The sequence below is a fragment of the Mesorhizobium sp. LNHC232B00 genome (assembly GCF_000502435.1).
Lineage (GTDB): Bacteria > Pseudomonadota > Alphaproteobacteria > Rhizobiales > Rhizobiaceae > Mesorhizobium > Mesorhizobium opportunistum.
The window spans coordinates 1-17,024 of record NZ_AYWP01000059.1; the positions used below are offsets into that span (position 1 = coordinate 1).

12 protein-coding genes are annotated in these 17,024 nt (G+C 60.5%); 5 read left to right on the top strand and 7 right to left on the bottom strand.

Going from position 1 to position 17,024, the window contains the following annotated elements:
• The 3 genes from X743_RS138275 to X743_RS138265 all read right to left on the bottom strand — a co-directional run.
• A partial coding sequence (locus X743_RS138275) for a MoxR family ATPase (protein ID WP_023769359.1) occupies positions 1–951 on the bottom strand: 951 nt, incomplete at its 3' end.
• Complete coding sequence (locus X743_RS138270; RefSeq protein WP_023769360.1) at positions 938–2,149, bottom strand: hypothetical protein; 1,212 nt, start codon at positions 2,147–2,149, stop codon at positions 938–940. The genes X743_RS138270 and X743_RS138275, both read right to left, overlap by 14 nt.
• Positions 2,146–2,778 carry a hypothetical protein gene (locus tag X743_RS138265; protein WP_023769361.1) on the bottom strand — a complete coding sequence of 211 codons (633 nt, stop codon included), beginning with the start codon at positions 2,776–2,778 and terminating at the stop codon, positions 2,146–2,148. Before X743_RS138265 ends, X743_RS138270 begins: the two co-directional genes overlap by 4 nt.
• Before the next feature lie 146 nt (positions 2,779–2,924).
• Between X743_RS138265 and X743_RS138260 the strand changes: the two genes are divergently transcribed.
• On the top strand, positions 2,925–3,704 hold the full coding sequence (locus tag X743_RS138260) for a hypothetical protein (RefSeq protein ID WP_031258845.1): 780 nt from the start codon (positions 2,925–2,927) through the stop codon (positions 3,702–3,704).
• A gap of 53 nt (positions 3,705–3,757) precedes the next feature.
• On the opposite strand, the gene X743_RS138255 is transcribed toward X743_RS138260, so the two are convergent.
• Positions 3,758–5,443 (bottom strand): hypothetical protein, encoded by a 1,686-nt coding sequence (locus tag X743_RS138255; RefSeq protein WP_031258846.1) that lies wholly within the window; start codon positions 5,441–5,443, stop codon positions 3,758–3,760.
• 19 nt (positions 5,444–5,462) lie between these two features.
• Complete coding sequence (locus X743_RS138250) at positions 5,463–6,095, bottom strand: hypothetical protein (RefSeq protein WP_023769364.1); 633 nt, start codon at positions 6,093–6,095, stop codon at positions 5,463–5,465.
• A gap of 183 nt (positions 6,096–6,278) precedes the next feature.
• Between X743_RS138250 and X743_RS138245 the strand changes: the two genes are divergently transcribed.
• From X743_RS138245 to X743_RS138235, 3 genes are all read left to right on the top strand, one after another.
• Positions 6,279–6,521, top strand: a complete 243-nt coding sequence (locus tag X743_RS138245; RefSeq protein ID WP_023769365.1) for a hypothetical protein — start codon at positions 6,279–6,281, stop codon at positions 6,519–6,521.
• A 1,759-nt stretch (positions 6,522–8,280) separates the two neighbouring features.
• On the top strand, positions 8,281–9,270 hold the full coding sequence (locus tag X743_RS138240) for a class I SAM-dependent methyltransferase (RefSeq protein ID WP_245264358.1): 990 nt from the start codon (positions 8,281–8,283) through the stop codon (positions 9,268–9,270).
• A 315-nt stretch (positions 9,271–9,585) separates the two neighbouring features.
• On the top strand, positions 9,586–12,168 hold the full coding sequence (locus X743_RS138235) for an EAL domain-containing protein (RefSeq protein WP_032923566.1): 2,583 nt from the start codon (positions 9,586–9,588) through the stop codon (positions 12,166–12,168).
• Positions 12,169–12,703: 535 nt separating this feature from the next.
• Here X743_RS138235 and X743_RS138230 read toward each other — a convergent pair.
• Together X743_RS138230 and X743_RS138225 are read right to left on the bottom strand one after the other, a co-directional pair.
• Positions 12,704–13,897 (bottom strand): IS91 family transposase, encoded by a 1,194-nt coding sequence (locus X743_RS138230; RefSeq protein ID WP_023769369.1) that lies wholly within the window; start codon positions 13,895–13,897, stop codon positions 12,704–12,706.
• Positions 13,898–13,900: 3 nt separating this feature from the next.
• Positions 13,901–14,809, bottom strand: a complete 909-nt coding sequence (locus X743_RS138225) for a tyrosine-type recombinase/integrase (protein ID WP_023769370.1) — start codon at positions 14,807–14,809, stop codon at positions 13,901–13,903.
• A 1,478-nt stretch (positions 14,810–16,287) separates the two neighbouring features.
• Here X743_RS138225 and X743_RS1000000171745 point away from each other — a divergent pair.
• Positions 16,288–17,024 (top strand): response regulator transcription factor (locus X743_RS1000000171745; RefSeq protein ID WP_198028529.1); only part of this gene is annotated, 737 nt, incomplete at its 3' end.

Consider the following 17,024-nt stretch of genomic DNA (forward strand, 5'->3'; position numbering starts at 1 on the left):
CGGTGCTTCCGTCTGGTCGACAAGATCGGACACGATCTGCTCCACCAGCCGCCCATCGATCTGCGCCGCCGGCGACAGGATGACGCGGTGGCGCAACGCCGGCACAGCCAGCGCCTTGACGTCGTCGGGGATGACATAGGCGCGGCCGTCGAGCGCTGCCCTGGCGCGTGCCGCGCGCGCCAGCATGGCGCCCGCGCGCGGGCTTGCGCCAACCTCCAAATCGGGGCTCTCGCGCGTGCCGCGCACGAGGGCGGCGATGTAACCAACGACATCGTCGACCAGCGTGACATCGCCTACGGTGGCGAGCGCCTTCTCCAGCGTCTTTCGGTCGGCCTGCGCCGTGATGCCGTATTGCTTGATGTCGTGGGAAGCGGAGCCTCCGCCATGATGGACGATGATGTCGCGTTCCTCCCGCGCGTCGGGATAGCTCACCTTGTGCTTGAACAGGAAGCGGTCGAGCTGGGCTTCGGGAAGCGGATAGACGCCCTGATGCTCGATCGGGTTCTGTGTCGCCACCACCATGAAGTTCTGGCTCAGCGGATGCGTCGTGCCGTCGAAGGTGACGGCGTGTTCCTGCATGGCTTCCAGCAGCGCCGCCTGCGTCTTCGGCGGCGTGCGGTTGATCTCGTCGGCAAGCAGGAGGTCGCAGAAGATCGGGCCACGCGTCAGCGTGAACTGCCCGGTCTGGAAATTGTAGATGTTCGAGCCGACGATGTCGCCGGGCATCAGGTCAGGCGTGAACTGGATGCGCCCATAGACGACGCCGAGCGCCTGCGCGAAGCAGCGCGCGGTCATGGTCTTGGCCGTGCCTGGCGGGCCTTCGAGCAATATGTGCCCGCCGGCGAACAATGCCGTCAGCATCAGATCGACCGTGTCGCGCTGTCCGGTGATCGCCTTCGCCACCTCTTCCCTGATCGCGGTCGCCAGGGCCTTCACATCATCGACGTTCACCGAGCCTCCTTGTCGTCCAGTCATGCAGCTCCTGCGCTGCTTCATGCATTTGAGCCAAATTCCTGGCTTCGTTCGCGGCCTTGAAGCGACGGCTGAAGCCTTGGGTTTCGCCGTGGTCGCGGGAATCGAGCCAGCGGTCGAGCGCTTCGCCTGGCAAGCCTTGCGGCGCGCCGAGCAATGCTGCGGCACGCGCACGCATCAGCACCGCATAACGGTCGCCGAGCTCCTGCAACCGCCCGGCGCGCCTGAGCAGCATCGCCGTGGTGTCGACCAGCGCCCGCTTGCCGAATGCGATCGCCCGGCCCTCGGCCCGTGGCGGACCGAACCGGCCGAGACCATGCAGGAAGGCAAGGGCGGCCGCCGCCAGCACCGACAGCGTCAGCGCCAGGAACGGCGGCTCGACCAGCAATTTGGCAAGATCGTATCTCTGGCCGGCACCGTGCAGCGTGAGATCGAAGATCACCGCGCCCTTGGCCGGTTCGAGTGAGGCAATGAGGTCGAGCGCCGCCTGGGCTTTGGTGAAGTCCTTCAACGCGGCATTGTTGATCAGGTCCGGATCGGCCAGGACGTAGAAAGGCTGGTCCTTGACCTCGGAGAGCACTGCCTTGCCGTTGCCTGCCGCGATCAGCGGCTGGTCGTCGGCAATCCATTGCAGTTGATCGGGCGCGGCGACCATATGGCCGCGGACGTCGATCTGCCCGACCGTGCTGTTGCCGACACCAAGCTTTGCCTTGACGATGTGGCCGAGCCAGTCGCTGACAACCGTATCCGGCAGGCGCTCGATCTTCATTTCAAAGTCCTGGCGTCCCTCGAGCGGCAGGGTCAGCCATTTCGGCAGCACGAACAGCGTCGGCTTGTTCGCGCGAAGCCTGACGATGCGGTCGAGCGCGGCGGGGTCGCTGTCTGGCGAGATGGTGACGATCAGCAGGAACCCGGACAATATGCCCGTGTCTATATCTTTCTGGCTTCGCGCCATGGGTGCCGGCGTTCCCGTCAACTGCAGCCATTTGACGATGCCGGCATAGCCCGAGCCGCCCTTGGAGAGCGGGGTGGCGCCGCCGCCGGGCTGGCGGAAATCCGGGGCATAGGTGGACAGGAGAAAGAACGCGGCCGCGGCCAGCAGGCTGGCAAAAATGCCCCAGAACAGGGTTCTGCGGCTGAACGGTTCCTGCGCTGTCTCGGCTGCCGGCGCGCTCATGTCCAGGCATCCCTGAAGGCAAACCGCTCATAGGCGCCGCGCGCCTGATGCCAGCCATCGGCGCCGACCGGCCGGCGGGCAAAGAGCGCCGCCTCGACGATGCGTGCGATCTCGCTGAACGCCTGGCGCGCCCGCGACGGGAGCGATGGTGCCGTGGCGATGTCGCGCGACGTCAGCGATGGGCGCAGGAAGTCGGGCAGCCGTCCGGCGATGTCGGCGACGCTGCGCCGAAGCAGGAGATGCACCGCCTCGTCGAACGCGCCGCGCGCGGCGAGGGCGTCAGCCTCGGAGAGCAGGATCTGCGCCGCGCTGGAATCCGGGCGCCAGTCGTCCTGCGCCGCCGCTTCCTTGCGGGTGCGCCGCCACGGCAGGCGCCAGGCCACACCCTTGGCTTCGAGTGCGACCAGAAGGACGATGACTGCCACACCGATGATCACCGCGCCCCAGAACAGGTAGATCATGTAGGGGCCGATCCGCGCCAGCATCTCCAGCACGGGCTTCAGCCATGCCGGCGGTTCTGATGGCACCAGACTCGGCAGATCGAATTGGATGGAGTGGTCCGCCAGCAGCTGCTCGTGCAGATTTGCCAGCCCTTCGGCGTCCGCCGTGTCCGGCTGTGCGACTGTCACCCGCTCGCTCCCTGCAACCCACGGTTCGGCGCCAACACTGGCAATGCTGCACGGCAATTGCAAGTGATTGGACGTCGGTTATCAATACTGACAGATTAGCAGTCGGGAACACCGCCTGGCAGGCGCGGTGAGGAGGGGACGACGTCATGACCTCAACCACATTGGCACGGCGAGAGAAATTCGATATCGGCAGGGNGTTCAACAACACATTTGCTGTTATCGGCCGCAACATCGCGCTCTGCATTGGCCTTGCCGCCGTATTTTCAGGACTGCCGAATCTTGTTTCGCAGCTTGCGCGCCCGGCTGCCCGCGCAGTTGGAGATCCGGCTAGTCTTGCCGAGGCGACCGCGAATTACACATTCGGCTATTTCGTCGGCTTCGCGGTGTTTGGAATACTCTATGTCGGTCTTTCGCTTCTGCTGCAGTCCAGTCTTGTTCGAGCGGCGATCGAAGATCTGAACGGCAAGAGGCCGAGCTTTGGCGACTGCATCCGCGTGGCGATCCGCAATTTGCTGCCGACGCTCGGGATCGGCTTGCTTGTCGGGCTTGGCGTTGGCGTTGCCTCGATTGCTTTGGTGGTGCCCGGCATCATCCTCTGGCTCGGCTGGTCGGTTTCGATACCGGTGCTTATCCAGGAGCGGCTCGGCGTGTTCGGTTCGATGTCGCGCAGCCGCGCGCTGACGAAGGGAAGCCGCTGGGCCCTGTTCGGGCTTTTCCTGATCCTGATGATCGTAGCACTTGTCATCCAGTCGATGAGCGCCGTGGTCATCTATCTCTTCCACGGAATTGCCGCTGCGGTCTTGGCCGCCCTGGTGCAGACCATCGTATCGATGGTGATCTCCGTCGCCACGGCGGTCAGCTATGTCGAACTGCGCCAGGTCAAGGAAGGCGTCAGCGTCGACGAGTTGGCGGAGATCTTCTCGTAGCGGAAGGTGCCGTTCGCGTCAGCGCGACAGCCCACTTCCGTAACAGCCCACTGTCAATGACAGCAGCAATGATCCGCTTGTACGCTCGTCCTGCACAGGCAGGACGAGGTGATCGGCACGTCCGCCTTGGTCAACGCCACGGCAAGCCTTTCCTGCAGCGCGGGCAGTTCGTCGCTCTCGCCACGCCGTTTCAGGCATTCCACCAACCCGTGCAGCGCCCAGACATTGTTCGGGTGCTGGGCGCAGCGCTGCACCGTGCCGCTGAGGCCGAGATCGTCGCGATAGACCTGCTCGGCCTCCTCGGCGTGGCCCTGGTCGAGCAGCAGGGCGGCCAGTGCATGGCGCGGCGGGTGCATCCACGCCCATGGCTCGGTGTAGGAGAGATTGTCGTCCAGCTCGACCGCTTGCCGCAGATGGCCATAGGCCTCGTCGTGCCGGCCCTGGTGATAGGCAAGCTCGCCATCCAGCAAGGCAGCACCGACAGCCAGCGAGGCGCGCGTCGGGTTGCTGAGAAAACGCCGCTCCGGCGCAATGCTTTCCACATGCCGGTGGAACCGCTCACGCTCGCGCTCGGCCTCGGCGAATTGCCTCAGCGTCGCATGCGCGACGCCCTTGGCGTAGTGCTGCATGGCTGCCGTCAGCACATAGAGGCCGGGCTCCGCCGTCACCGGTTCGTCGATGATCTCCTGCCAGCGGCCGAAGCGCACGAGCACATGCGACTTCATCGCGTGATAGCCTTCCACTGTTTGCGTGAGCTTGGGACGATCCCGGATGGCGACCACGTCGCGCACGGCCAGGCTTCGCACCTTGTCGGCGGCCCATAGCGCCGGCCGGTATTGGCCTGACAACATGCAGGTGAACATCATCAGGTGCAGATCGTGGCAGCAGCCGAGCAGATAGTAGGTCGGCTCGTTGGCATAGGCGAGATAGAGATCGTTGGCGCGCACCGCCTTTTCGCTGGCGAGCTTCGCCTTCTCGTATTCGCCGCACAGCACATAGATATGGCCGGGCATGTGGTTCATGTGCCCGGCATCGGGACACATCTGCCCGAGCAGATCCGCCGAGCGCATGCCGCGTTCCGGCATGGTGGACATTTCCAGGAGATGGATATGCAGGTGGACGATCGCCGGATGCTGGGCGACGCCGGCCTCGTCGGCGAGCCGGATCGATCGCTCGCACACCTCCAGCGCCTCGATGACATCCGAGTTCGGCGCCGGCGCACCGGTCTTGAGGTTCCACAGACGCCGCACCGTGCGCATCATCAGCGCCTCGACCAGCAGCGCCATCACGTCATGGTCATCGGGAAAATCCTGGTAGACCAGCCGCATCGCGGCGGCATAGGCATCGTCCCACTGCTCGAATTCCCGTGGGCTCACCTTCTGTGGCTTCTGGAAGCGAGCGGCCAGCGCCTCGATCAAGGCCTGTTCGACATCGCTGGCGCCAGCCGCATTGGCGCGCGCGAGCTGGACATGCTCGAAGCATCGCTTGGTCGCGCTGTTCGCTTCAGCCTCGCCATGTTCCTTCCAGGTCAGGTTGTAAAAAGGCCCGGCGGCATAGGCGATGCCCCAATGCACCATCGGACAGTCCGGATCGGTCTCCAGCGCCTTCTCAAAACACTTGATGCCTTCCTCATGGTTGAAGCCGTAGCACCAGTTCAGCCCGATATCGAACCAGCGCTGGGTCTCGGTAGAGCGGGTGGAGATAGGGCGGCGGTAGGTGCCGAGATTGAAGCGGTCCATGTCTTCCATTCAAGTTTGATTAGTCGGTCCCTTCGGGCACCGCTTCATTTTGCCATCCGGCCAGGTCTGGCAGGTCGTCAAGCCAACTTTTCTCGCTCGTCAAGGCATCGTCGGCATGCGGGGCAGCCTCGGTGGCGTTTTGAATGAGCCAGTCCATCCATTTCCGATAGGCAACCGGATCCAGTTGCGGCGGCAGCACCTTGGCCTTGAGCAGCATCCTCTTGCGGAAACTGGTCTGCCGGCGGAGCTTGGTCGTCGTGAACTTGATGACCTTGCCCTGGCATTCAACCGTCCAGCGGCCATCCCCATGACTGGCGAGCCTGTCGATGGCGAAACCGGCATCGACAGGCCTATCGCGCCAGGGAAGCTCGATGGCATTCTTCCTCAGATCGAGTGCCCATCGCCTGTAGCTGGCCCCGGTACGCTGGGGCGGCAGCACACCAGCCTGTTCGAGTATCTTCCTGCGGAAGGTAGGCTGCTTCTTGAGTTGGCCGGTCGTGAACTCGACGCGATGCCCGCGAAACTCGACGTGCCAGCGGATCCTTCCGTTGCCGACATACTTCACCAGCCTGTCGATGACGAATTCGCCATCGGCCAGCACCGCGCAGCCTTGGCTGATGCTTTCGAGAATGTACTGGCTGTCAGTGACCATTATGGAGCCCAATGCAGGAAACCTTTGCGGAGCTTAGCCCGGCAGCGACTGCCATGACCAACGCGTTATTTGCCTCTGAGGAGGGAGCCGGGTCGGATCAAAGGGATAGGGCCTCGTCCTTTTGAAGGAATCGCAAACCGTGAGAAGCCGGCGTAAGGATTCGTTGCGCACAGTGAGGTCCCCATGTTTTTTGAACCGCTCAATCTGGACGGCCGAAAGCGAAGCGCCGCCCATCATGCAACACGGCTTTCGAAGCTGCACGGTCGGCTGGCGAAGAAGCTCGACCAAGTCGACCATGCGGCCGACCGGGTTGAACAGGCAGCGGCCGTCTTGGTCGAGGCCACCCGTCAATGTGCCGTGCATGAGACGATGGCACCTTCGGCAGTTTTCGTGCATCTGGGCGCCCGTCAGACACTCGGTCTGTGAAGCCCTCTCGCGGGGAGGCAGCGCAAAGAAGAACTTGTCGAAGAGCGCCTGATCGTCGCCGATGGTAGCGCCGACGTTCTGCGGCGCGAAATCAAGAGAAATGCAAATCCCAAGCGAGCTAAGTTTCTGAATTGACTTAGAAAAGTTTGGCTGGGGTTCCTGGAAGCTTTTCGAACTTTCTGGGTCACTCCACAGCCCAAGTTGCACGTGCTCATGGACAAATTAGGAAACTAGCTTCGGTTTTTCCATGGCTTTGCAGGGGATCGACTCCCATGGCACGTTGCACCCGATAGCGCGACGGCATGACTTCCAAGTGTGAACGGCAGCTTCGCGTCCAACCCCGGCGCTAGGCACTCTCTCAGTATCGCTCAAAAGCGGAGATTCCGAGTCCTCAGGGGCAGCTCGATCCATTGGCGGACGTTCGATGTGAGCTTCCTGGCGGTTACGGCCGTCTATCTCGACTGCCAAAGCTAGCGCAGGAACACACTAAACCTGCTGGGGCCTGTGTTCTTCTCGCCGCCGATCGGCGGATTGCAGGGCAGAGATGCAGCGTTCCAGCCGTTCAAGCCGCGATTTGCTGGAATGAAGGTGGTAGCCGAACTCGGTAAGCCTTCTTGGCTTGGCAGTCCCTCTCTGGGTAAATAGCTCAGTTTCCAGTCGGACGATCTGTTCCCTGAGCATTTGGGCTTCGGCCAGCCGCTTTTTCCGGATCCAGCTTCGCCCCCGCATTCTCCAGGTCCTCCACTCTCTTTAGTCAAAAGCCCCGGAGGCGCTGCTCTGGTGGGTTCTGGATTGGGCCCTGTTCGGAGTCACGCAATGTCCGTCACCATCGTCGGACATTTTGTGGCTCGCGCGTCCAACCGCGGTTCAAACCTCGACCAATATGCGTCGGCATCTGTGCACGGCAACCTTTCGATGGGATTTTTTCGCTGCTGGGTTTGGTCAAATTGAGTGACACTCGGGGCCTATCTACCGACTTAAAAGCGCGATCGGCGAGACGCCCCTTCAGCCGTCTACTGCACGAACGACGCCCGTAGCAAACCTATCGTTCGCTCACCCGGCATCGCATGGACGGCAGAGGCGATGATTGAGCCAAGACGCGGACGGATGTAGCCGCTTCGCTGGGCAGAGCCGCTTAACTCTGGTCCACAACCGTTGCGTTTGTCCCGCGATGAATCCATGCCGACGAGGCATGTCGAGAGCCCAGCTATCGTGCTCACCCGCTGCCGGTACGGTGTCGGGCTTCTTTTAGGTGGCCTTGTGGATGCGCGGGACCTCCCGCTTCAGAACGCCCCCCGGGCGAGGTCCCCAACAACCTTGAGCTCGACGAGGTACCGGCCCCTATGGGTACCGACAGCATCTTCCGTGCAAGCCGGATGCCGGCCCTTCGGTCCCAAAACGAGACACATCTAAGGCCAGTTTTGCCCCGGGGTTACAGCGCAATACCTGGTTTTAAGCTACAAGATCTTTGCGTAGGGGTTTCCTGGGCACGGTGGACCGTCTGGGAACTAGGGGCGCAGATATGAGGAAGTTAGCCCGTCGATTTCGGTCGACGGGTTTTCTTTTGGAACATCGACCAGGGAATGCCGGTTCGCGTGTGCGGCTTCCTGCTTTNTTCCTGCTTTCCCTCCCAACACGCCGCAATCAGAGTGTCCGGTGCTCCGAGACAGGCCTGCTCGACCCCGGGCGGCGGGCCATATCGGTGGAGTTGACCGTTGGCGGGTAAAGCCGCCACCCGTTTCCTGCTTGGCTCAATTAAATGGCTGAATTTCAAACCGACCCATTACCAACCGGCGCATTGACGCGCGACCCTTTCGCTGCAAGGATATTAACGATTTGTTTACCAGGCGCCAGTCGCCGCTGGGTACTGGGGGGGAATTTGGAACCGTTTCTGGGTACGAACCGCCTCAATTGGGATGATCGGGCCGAACTACATTCGACCGACACAACAGGCAGCTATCACATCGAAAATGTGCTGGCAGGCGGATCCAATCTTTATGAACTGGAGACGGAGGAGGTCGGTGATATTGTCGGCAAAGACATCGTCCATTTGCAATGTCATATTGGGCTCGACACGATCAGCTTGAAGAATCTCGGCGCGGGCAGCGTGACCGGTCTCGACTTTTCACCGACGGCAATCGCCGCTGCGCGGGATTTCGCTGCGAAGGCAGGCACTGAGGTGCGCTTCGTCGAGGCGCCACTGTTCGAGGCAGTCGAAGCACTCGGCCGGACCTTCGACGTCGTTTATGTTACCTGGGGCTCGGTAAACTGGCTGGACGACGTGTTCCGCTGGGCGCGGGTTGTTGCTGATCTCCTGCGACCCGGCGGCAGGCTCTATATGGCCGAGGGCCATCCGTTGATGTTTCAATGTGATCGTAAGGCCGCGGCGCTGGAGTTTAAGCACGATTGGCGAACGCCTACAGCTCGGCCGCTCACATGGAACGAGGAACGGACCTATACTGGCGACGACCGCATTTTGAAGCATTCTCGCTATTATGAGTGGATTCATCCGATCAGCGACGTGGTGAACGCGCTCATTTCAGCTGGGCTGACGCTCGATTTTCTGAATGAGCATGACACGGTTTCTTGGCAGCACTTTTCATTCGCGGTGAGAACCGGCAAGGATATGTACGGCTTGCCCAACAACTCTCCCAAGATTCCAATGGCCTACTCCATTGGCGCGACTAAGCGAAGCGCCGGCAAGATACCATACCTTGTTGCTCCCAAAACGATTGCGGACCACTGTTAATCCAGTTTTGCACTGTCATCCCCTGCGCACGATCACCCGGACCCGGGAATCATCCCCGCCGACACGTTGCCTCATTGAGTGGCGGCTGCGTCCAATCGCCTTCGGCGGCGTGCCAGAACGACCTCAGCGGTCGGACAGTGCAAAGTTTTCAGAACTGTGAAGTTCAAAATTAATTAATGAAAGCTAATGTTCTATCGGCGGATAGATCCGAGAATCTGAACAACACAGGGGAGTCTCACCCTATTGGCTCTTTTCGGCGCTAGGTTCGGCGGCATAAAGGATGCTGTTTTTTCCTCGGCAAACATCCCGGCCGCAATGGCGGTCTTGGTTATTGCGATTAGCGCAGCGTATGCGGACCACCAGAACAAAATCGTTTCGGACCAAGCCGCTCGTGCGGATGTTCTGGTCAAGGTCAATCTGATCCGCGCCAAGCTAGAAGGGAACATCAACGGAAACCTTCAACTCGTGCATGGACTGGTCGCGACTGTCGTGACTGAACCCTATATGGGACAGCAACGCTTCGCCTCGCTCGCGAGCAACCTGTTTGGCGGCGACTCGCAATTGAACAATATTGCTGGCGCGCCCGATCTGGTCGTTTCCTTAATGTACCCTCTGAAGGGCAACGAGAAAGCGGTGGGCCTCGATTACCGAATGGACGATCGGCAGCGCAACGCCGCGCTGCGGGCACGAGACGAGCGCAAATTGATTCTAGCCGGTCCGGTCGACCTGAAGCAGGGCGGCCAAGGCTTCATCGGCCGTTTTCCGGTTTTTGTGCCGAGCGCGGGCAATACTGAAAGATTCTGGGGCATCATTTCGGCCGTTGTCGACGTGCAGCGCCTTTACAGGGCGAGCGGCCTGTTTGACGATGATCTCGGGATTGACGTCGCGCTCATCGGTAAAGACGCCCTCGGCCCGCGTGGAGATCAATTCTTCGGCGATATCGGCGTCCGCAAAAGCAATCCAGTGACGGCCGAAGTTCTGCTCCCCTCAGGTTCCTGGCAAATAGCGGCCATCCCCAAAAGCGGCTGGCCTTCGACACCTAGCAACGCGTGGTTCTTGCGCGCGATCATGGCCGCGGCCGGGGCGCTGGTTGTGATCCCATTCTTGGTCACCAGTCGTCTGATTGGCGAGAGGCAGCGCAATTATGCGGAACTGCGTCGATTGTCGAGACGCCTCGAACTCGCTCTGGAGGCGTCGGCTATTGGCGTTTGGGAACACGATCTCGCGACCAATGATCTGTCCTGGGACGACCGCGTCAACGAAATATACGGCAAACCCAGCGATGGAGGACCTCGCGACTACTCGGATTGGGCGGGGGCAATTCACCCCCAGGATTTAGCCGGCGCCAACGCAGATTTCGACCGTGCCGTGGCCAGCCGCGGAACATATTCGTCGGAGTACCGGATTATTCGTTCGGATGGCGAGATTCGTCATGTCCGAGCCAAGGCGACGATATACCAGGCTCCAAACGAGACGGCCAAAATGATTGGTGCGGAATGGGATGTAACAGCCGACGTTTTGCTGAATACCGATCTGGTTCGCGCAAAACAGCTGTCCGAGTCGAAAAATGCGGAACTCGGGGCAGCCAAGGCGCGCATAGAGCATATTGCGCTTCACGATTCGCTGACCGGTCTGCCCAACCGTCGTTACCTCGACCAGATATTGGAGGAGTACACAGCAAATGCAAAGCGTGATGGGTGCTATGCGGCCCTGCTTCACATCGACTTGGACCGGTTCAAGCACATCAACGATACTCTTGGCCATGCCGCGGGTGACGCGATGTTGGTACACGCATCTGCCGTCCTCCGATCCAAGGTCGAGAATGGAGGATTCGTCGCTCGGATCGGAGGAGACGAATTCGTCGTCCTGTGCACGGTGAATGACGATATCAAGCAACTAGCGCTGCTGGCTGACCGCATCATCAGTCAGATGGGCGAACCCGTCTACTACCGCGGTCACCGATGCCGTTTTGGTGTCAGCGTGGGAATTGCAGTCGACAACCGAAAAGACGCCGAAGCCAAGCACCTGCTGATGAACGCCGACATCGCGCTTTACCGAGCAAAAAGTCGTGGGCGCAATCGACACGAATTCTTCACTGAGGCGATGCAAAGCGAAATCGTCGACACAAAGCGGATTGCCGATGAGCTGCTTGGCGGCCTGGAGCGTAACGAGTTCATAGCCTTCTACCAGCCCCAATTTAGCGCAAAAACGCTCGAAATTGTCGGAGTCGAGGCGCTTGCGCGATGGAGACACCCAAAGGAGGGTATTTTAGCGCCGGATGTCTTTCTAAGGATTGCAGAAGAACTAAATGTCGTGTCGACGATCGATCGAACCATACTGAACCAAGCGCTTTCAGATTTCCAAGGCTGGTCTGCTGCGGGTCTTCATATACCGCGCGTATCGGTCAACGTTTCGGCACGGCGGCTTCAGGACGAACAACTCATAAAGAGCTTGAGAGAACTAAATATCAAGAAGGGAACAGTTTCGTTCGAGCTTGTTGAATCCATTTTCCTTGATGAAAACGACGATTTGGTGACTTGGAATATCGACCAGATCAAGCAACTGGGCATTGATATAGAGATAGATGATTTTGGCACCGGCTATGCCTCCATAGTCAGCCTGCTCAAGCTACAGCCTCGCCGACTGAAGATAGATCGGCAGCTGGTCATCCCAATTGTCGAATCGCCGCAACGAAGGCAGGTTGTCTCGTCGATCATCGAAATTGGCAAGTCCTTGGGTATCGAGGTTATAGCGGAAGGCGTGGAGACGATGGAGCACGCACGCGTGCTCAAGGGGTTGGGCTGCGATATACTGCAGGGTTATGCCTTTGGGCAGGCATTGGATTCCGACCGACTGAAGGTATTGGTTCGCTCTCGGCGTCTGCGTGCGGCCAGCTGAGTGATAGCTGCTGCGTTTGCTGCCTGCCTGCTTCGCATATACTGGAACCGCGGACGTTGACGCTAGCGCTTTCGCCTATACATCGTGTCAGAAGGCAATATCTCGCTCCCCGCAATCTGGATCTACAAGGACGTGACAACATGACCGGCTCTGGGCGAAAACGGTCGTACCGGCTAGCTGCTTGGCGGAATGGCAGCTGTCCGGTCCAGATCGCCCAAGAGCCGCCAGTCTGCTCACGTGAAGAGTTTCGGGCGCCGCCAGGCGTACGAAAGTCCCCGAGGAAGGAACCCGCGGGGCACAGTCGATGGCTATGGGGATTTCGATCTGCGGCCGATGTCGGCGATGGCGTGACCGCTGCTGGGAGGCGTCGGGATGGATGCGGGGAGGCCGCTTCGTTGTGCCTCCGCGCGGTTTAGCCGATCCGGCACGAGGCTCGTTGCGACGCTGTCGGCGGCGATATTGACGATGGACACGCGTGGGTCCGTTGCCGGAGGCGGGGCGCCTGCGGGTGAAGGTTCGACCATGCCATGCCGGGTCATGGAGTTGTCTTCCGGTTCGTCGCGGTTGCATCGGGCGGACCGCGTGGCTGCCTCCAGCGCTCGAACGTCTCGATGATGATCATGCGCCCGCCGCAGCAAGGGCATGGCGGGCGGAAGTCTTCCGGTACGTCGGGATCACCGGGGCTGGGCAGCTCGGTGACATCCAGGAGTTCGCGGGCGAGCGCAAGGCTGGCCTTGCGGGCGGAGCCGGCGAGCAGGCCGTAGTGCCGGATGCGATGGAAGCCGCGCGGCAGGACATGGAGCAGGAAGCGGCGGATGAACTCGTCAGCCGCCAGCGTCATGACCTGCTGCCGATCAACGCCGTCGCGGCGATAGTCCTTGTAACGGAAGGTGACGCCGTCCTGGTCGAACGCGATCAGGCGGCGGTTCGAGATCGCCACCCGGTGGGTGTAGCGCGACAGATAGGCGAGCACCGCCTCCGGTCCGGCGAACGGCGCCTTGGCATAGACCACCCATCGCTTCCCCCGAACGGGAGCAAGGTGGCGCAGGAAGGCGCGTCGCTCGGTGAGGTGCGCCATGGTCCCGAAGAACCCGAGCTGCCCGGCGTCGTGCAGCGCGAGCAGCCGCGTGAGGAAGAGCCGTTGGAACAGCTTGCCAAGCACGCGCACCGGAAGCAGGAAGGCCGGCCGCGAGAAGACCCATCGGCCTCCGCCCAGTGCCATGCCACCGCCCGGCACGATCATGTGTACGTGCGGATGGTGGGTCATCGCCGATCCCCAGGTGTGGAGCACGGCGGTGATGCCGATGCGCGCGCCGAGGTGTCTTGGGTCGGCGGCGATCGTCAGCATCGTCTCCGATGCCGCCTTGAACAAAAGGTCGTAGACGAGCGCCTTGTTGTGGAAGGCGATGTCGCCGACCTCGGCAGGCAGAGTAAACACGACATGGAAGTATCCGACTGGCAGCAGGTCGGCCTCGCGCTCGGTAAGCCATGTCCGCGCCGCCGCGCCCTGGCACTTCGGGCAGTGCCGGTTGCGGCAGGAGTTGTAGGCGATCCGCCATTGGCCGCAGTCCTCGCAAGCCTCGACGTGACCGCCAAGGGCTGCGGTGCGGCAATACTCGATCGCCGACATGACCTTGAGCTGGATGAGGCTCAGGTGACCTGCATGGGCGGCCCGATAGGCGGGTCCGGCAGCACGGAAGATGTCGGCGACCTCGATCGAGGCGCGCACGGCTCAGATGTCGGGCGAGCCCTCTCCTGGCTTGAACAGCCCGAGCTTGTCGAGCGGGCTCGTCACGGCACGCACCGTCCGGGTCGCCACCTTCGCGTAGAGTGCGGTGTTGTTGAGCTTGGCGTGCCCGAGCAGGACCTGGATGATGCGGATGTCGGTGCCGTCCTCCAGCAGATGGGTGGCGAAGCTGTGACGCAGCGTGTGCGGCCCCACCCGCTTGGCGATGTCGGCGGCCTGGGCCGCCTCGACGACGATGCGATAGAGCTGCCTCGTGCTGATCGGCTTCATCGCGTGCTGTCCGGGGAACAGCCAGCCGTCGCGATGCATCACGCCCTGCTGCCGACCGACCTTCCACCACTGGCGCAGCAGGGTAAGCAGATCCTCGGAGAGCATGGCATTGCGATAGCGCCCGCCCTTGCCACGCTCAACACGCAGCAGCATGCGCTCGCTGTCGACGTCGGTGACCTTCAGCATCGACACCTCGGCGACGCGCAGGCCCGCACCATAGGCGACAGAGAGCGCGGCCTGGTGCTTGAGACACGTGGTGGCATTGAGCAGCCTGGCGACCTCGTCGCGACTGAGCACCACGGGCAGGTGGCGCGGATGCGACAGCCGGACGAGCCGGCGCGCCAGGTCTGGGCGGTCGAGCGTGTGGGTGAAGAAGAAGCGCAGCGCCGACACGATGCTGTTCATGGTCGGAACGGGAACACCGTCCTCCTGTTGCTCGATCTGGAACCGGCGCAGGTCGTCGGCGGTAGCTGTGTCTGGTGAACGCCCAAGGAATGTCGCCAGGCGTCCGATGTCGCGGAGATAGTTGCGCTGCGTCTCGCGTGAGAAACGCCGCATGTTCATGTCGTCGATCAGCCGCTGGCGCAGCGGGCTGATAGGGGCAGCGAGAGCGGGATAGGGCATTGGTCAGGCTCCTTGTTGAAGAAGCCCGTCATGCTCTGCCGCTGCCGCGCGACGCTCAATGCAGGCGCGATGCCCGGCCTGTGCCCTCTACCTCACCCCAGGCGCCTTCCCGCGCAGCGGGTTCGTTCCCCGTCCAAGCGGTCATTCAACAGTTCTACAATCCGTGATTGACTGGGGTTCTTGGAAGCTTTTCGAACTTTCTGGGTTGCGCCTCTGGGCCAGGGAGGATGTCGCGAAACTCGTTGCCCTCCGCTTCTGGGCGTATCTGGTCGAAAATCCTTCCTGATGCGAACAAAACCTGCTTTCTGCAAGGCGGCTTGGATCTTAAGCTATTAAACTATTGGGAATGGTGGATAGCTGGTTACTGGCCACAGGCTAGTTTGACGGCGAGCCCCTCAAGCGCCTCCACGTCTGACCCATAGGAATGGGCGTGAGCGGGGTATCGCTCTTGCTGCTGGCGGTAGAAGTGCAGCCATTTCGGCAAGTCGGCAATCGAGAACGTCCCTCGCCATTTGTCTTTCTCGATCGTGAAAGTGCCTGCCTCCGAATCGTAAGTCGCTGTGGTCTTCATGCCGGCTTATAGGCAGACATACCGCTGACGACGCCAGCCATAGATTGCGCCTCCCTCGACAGCTAACGACTTAGCGGCCATAAACCATGGGCGAGACAAATAGCCTCGATATGGAAGGCAGCCGAAAGCCGGAAAGCGCGGCATCAGCGACAATTACGGCGCGGCAAAAAGGCCAGGTCACATATGCTTGTCAGCTCTTGCACGCGGCCGATGCCCTCAGAGCTTTGTCTGCACTGGAATAGCACGAGTAGGTTTTCTTGCCGACAGCCGTCGTCTTAACTCCGTCGGGCTTCATAGAGACCACCGTGCATGTCTTGGTGCTCGTGTCCTTGGCGACCCAATAGTGCGTCGCAGCAATTGCGGGAGCACCCAACAAGCCTACCAGTGCGGCGGCGACTATAACAGTGCGTATCATAGTTTCCTACATTCTCATCGTCCAACGACAGTCCGCCTTGCCAAGATCGAGCGGCGGACGAGCGACCGAGTGGTCAGCCATAGATGCGTCCGGGGTCGAATGAACGACAGGAAGGAACCATTGTTCCCCCGAAATTTTCTCCGACCTACAAATTTGCAAATCACTTGTTTCCCTACGGGCGAGCGATAGATCGCCATACAGTCGCGACACATGCGCCCGACCAAGAACCGCTTTTCAAAAGTTTCCCGGACCCGTGCGCGATCGAGACGAGCTATCCGCCGTAGAGCCTCCACAGCTTCGTCCACGCTGGCTACGATCGGTCCGAACACAACATCATCGATGACTTCCGGAACGGCACCGGGTCTGAAACCCGAGTCTCGATGCTTCCCTACGCCTAAGGGCGGTATTTAGGCTTAGGGTTTTCCTAGCGTAACGTTAACGTTAATGCGGTTGGCGCGCCGAGCGCCCTACCAGGTGCGCTGGGGAGCTACGATGACAAATCAATCCTTTGTAACAGTGCTTGTCGGGCCGAGCGAGTTACTCCGAGAGGGCCTTAGTCGAATTTTGGATACAGCAAAGTTTCGTATTCTTTTTTCTGCGGCTTGCGTTCACGATCTTCTGCAGAAGCCGCTACCTCAGAACCGGCCCATCTTACTCATAATGGATGTCGGCGGTACTGATGCAGATGCTGAATTCGCACAGATTGCTGACTTTAAGGCACTTTGTCCCAACAGTCATGTTGTTGTGCTAGCCGATCACTGTCGATCGAGCGATATAGTTTCGGCTTTTCGTGCGGGGGCTGACGCGTATTTGACAAAAGCCGCTCCTTCCGACACGTTCATCAAAGCTCTCGAATTGGTTATGCTTGGACAGATGGTATTGCCTGTGGAACCTTCGGCGTTTATTCAAGATATAAGGCCTGATCTTAAATATGATGCGGTAACCGATGATTTGACAAGCGCGGCTGCTAAAATCGAGAATGTGGAGAGGGGCCTATCGATTTTGTCAAACAGGGAAAAATGTATTCTACGTTGCTTGGTCGAAGGGGAGTCCAACAAAACCATCGCCCGCGAGATTAGAATCGCCGAAGCTACGGTGAAGGTACACGTCAAGGCGATTCTTCGAAAGATTCGGGTTCGCAACCGTACGCAGGCCGCAGTTTGGGCGATGAACCATGGTGTGCTCACTCTCGCGTCTGGCCCGTCAGGGAACGAAAAGATGACAGGTCC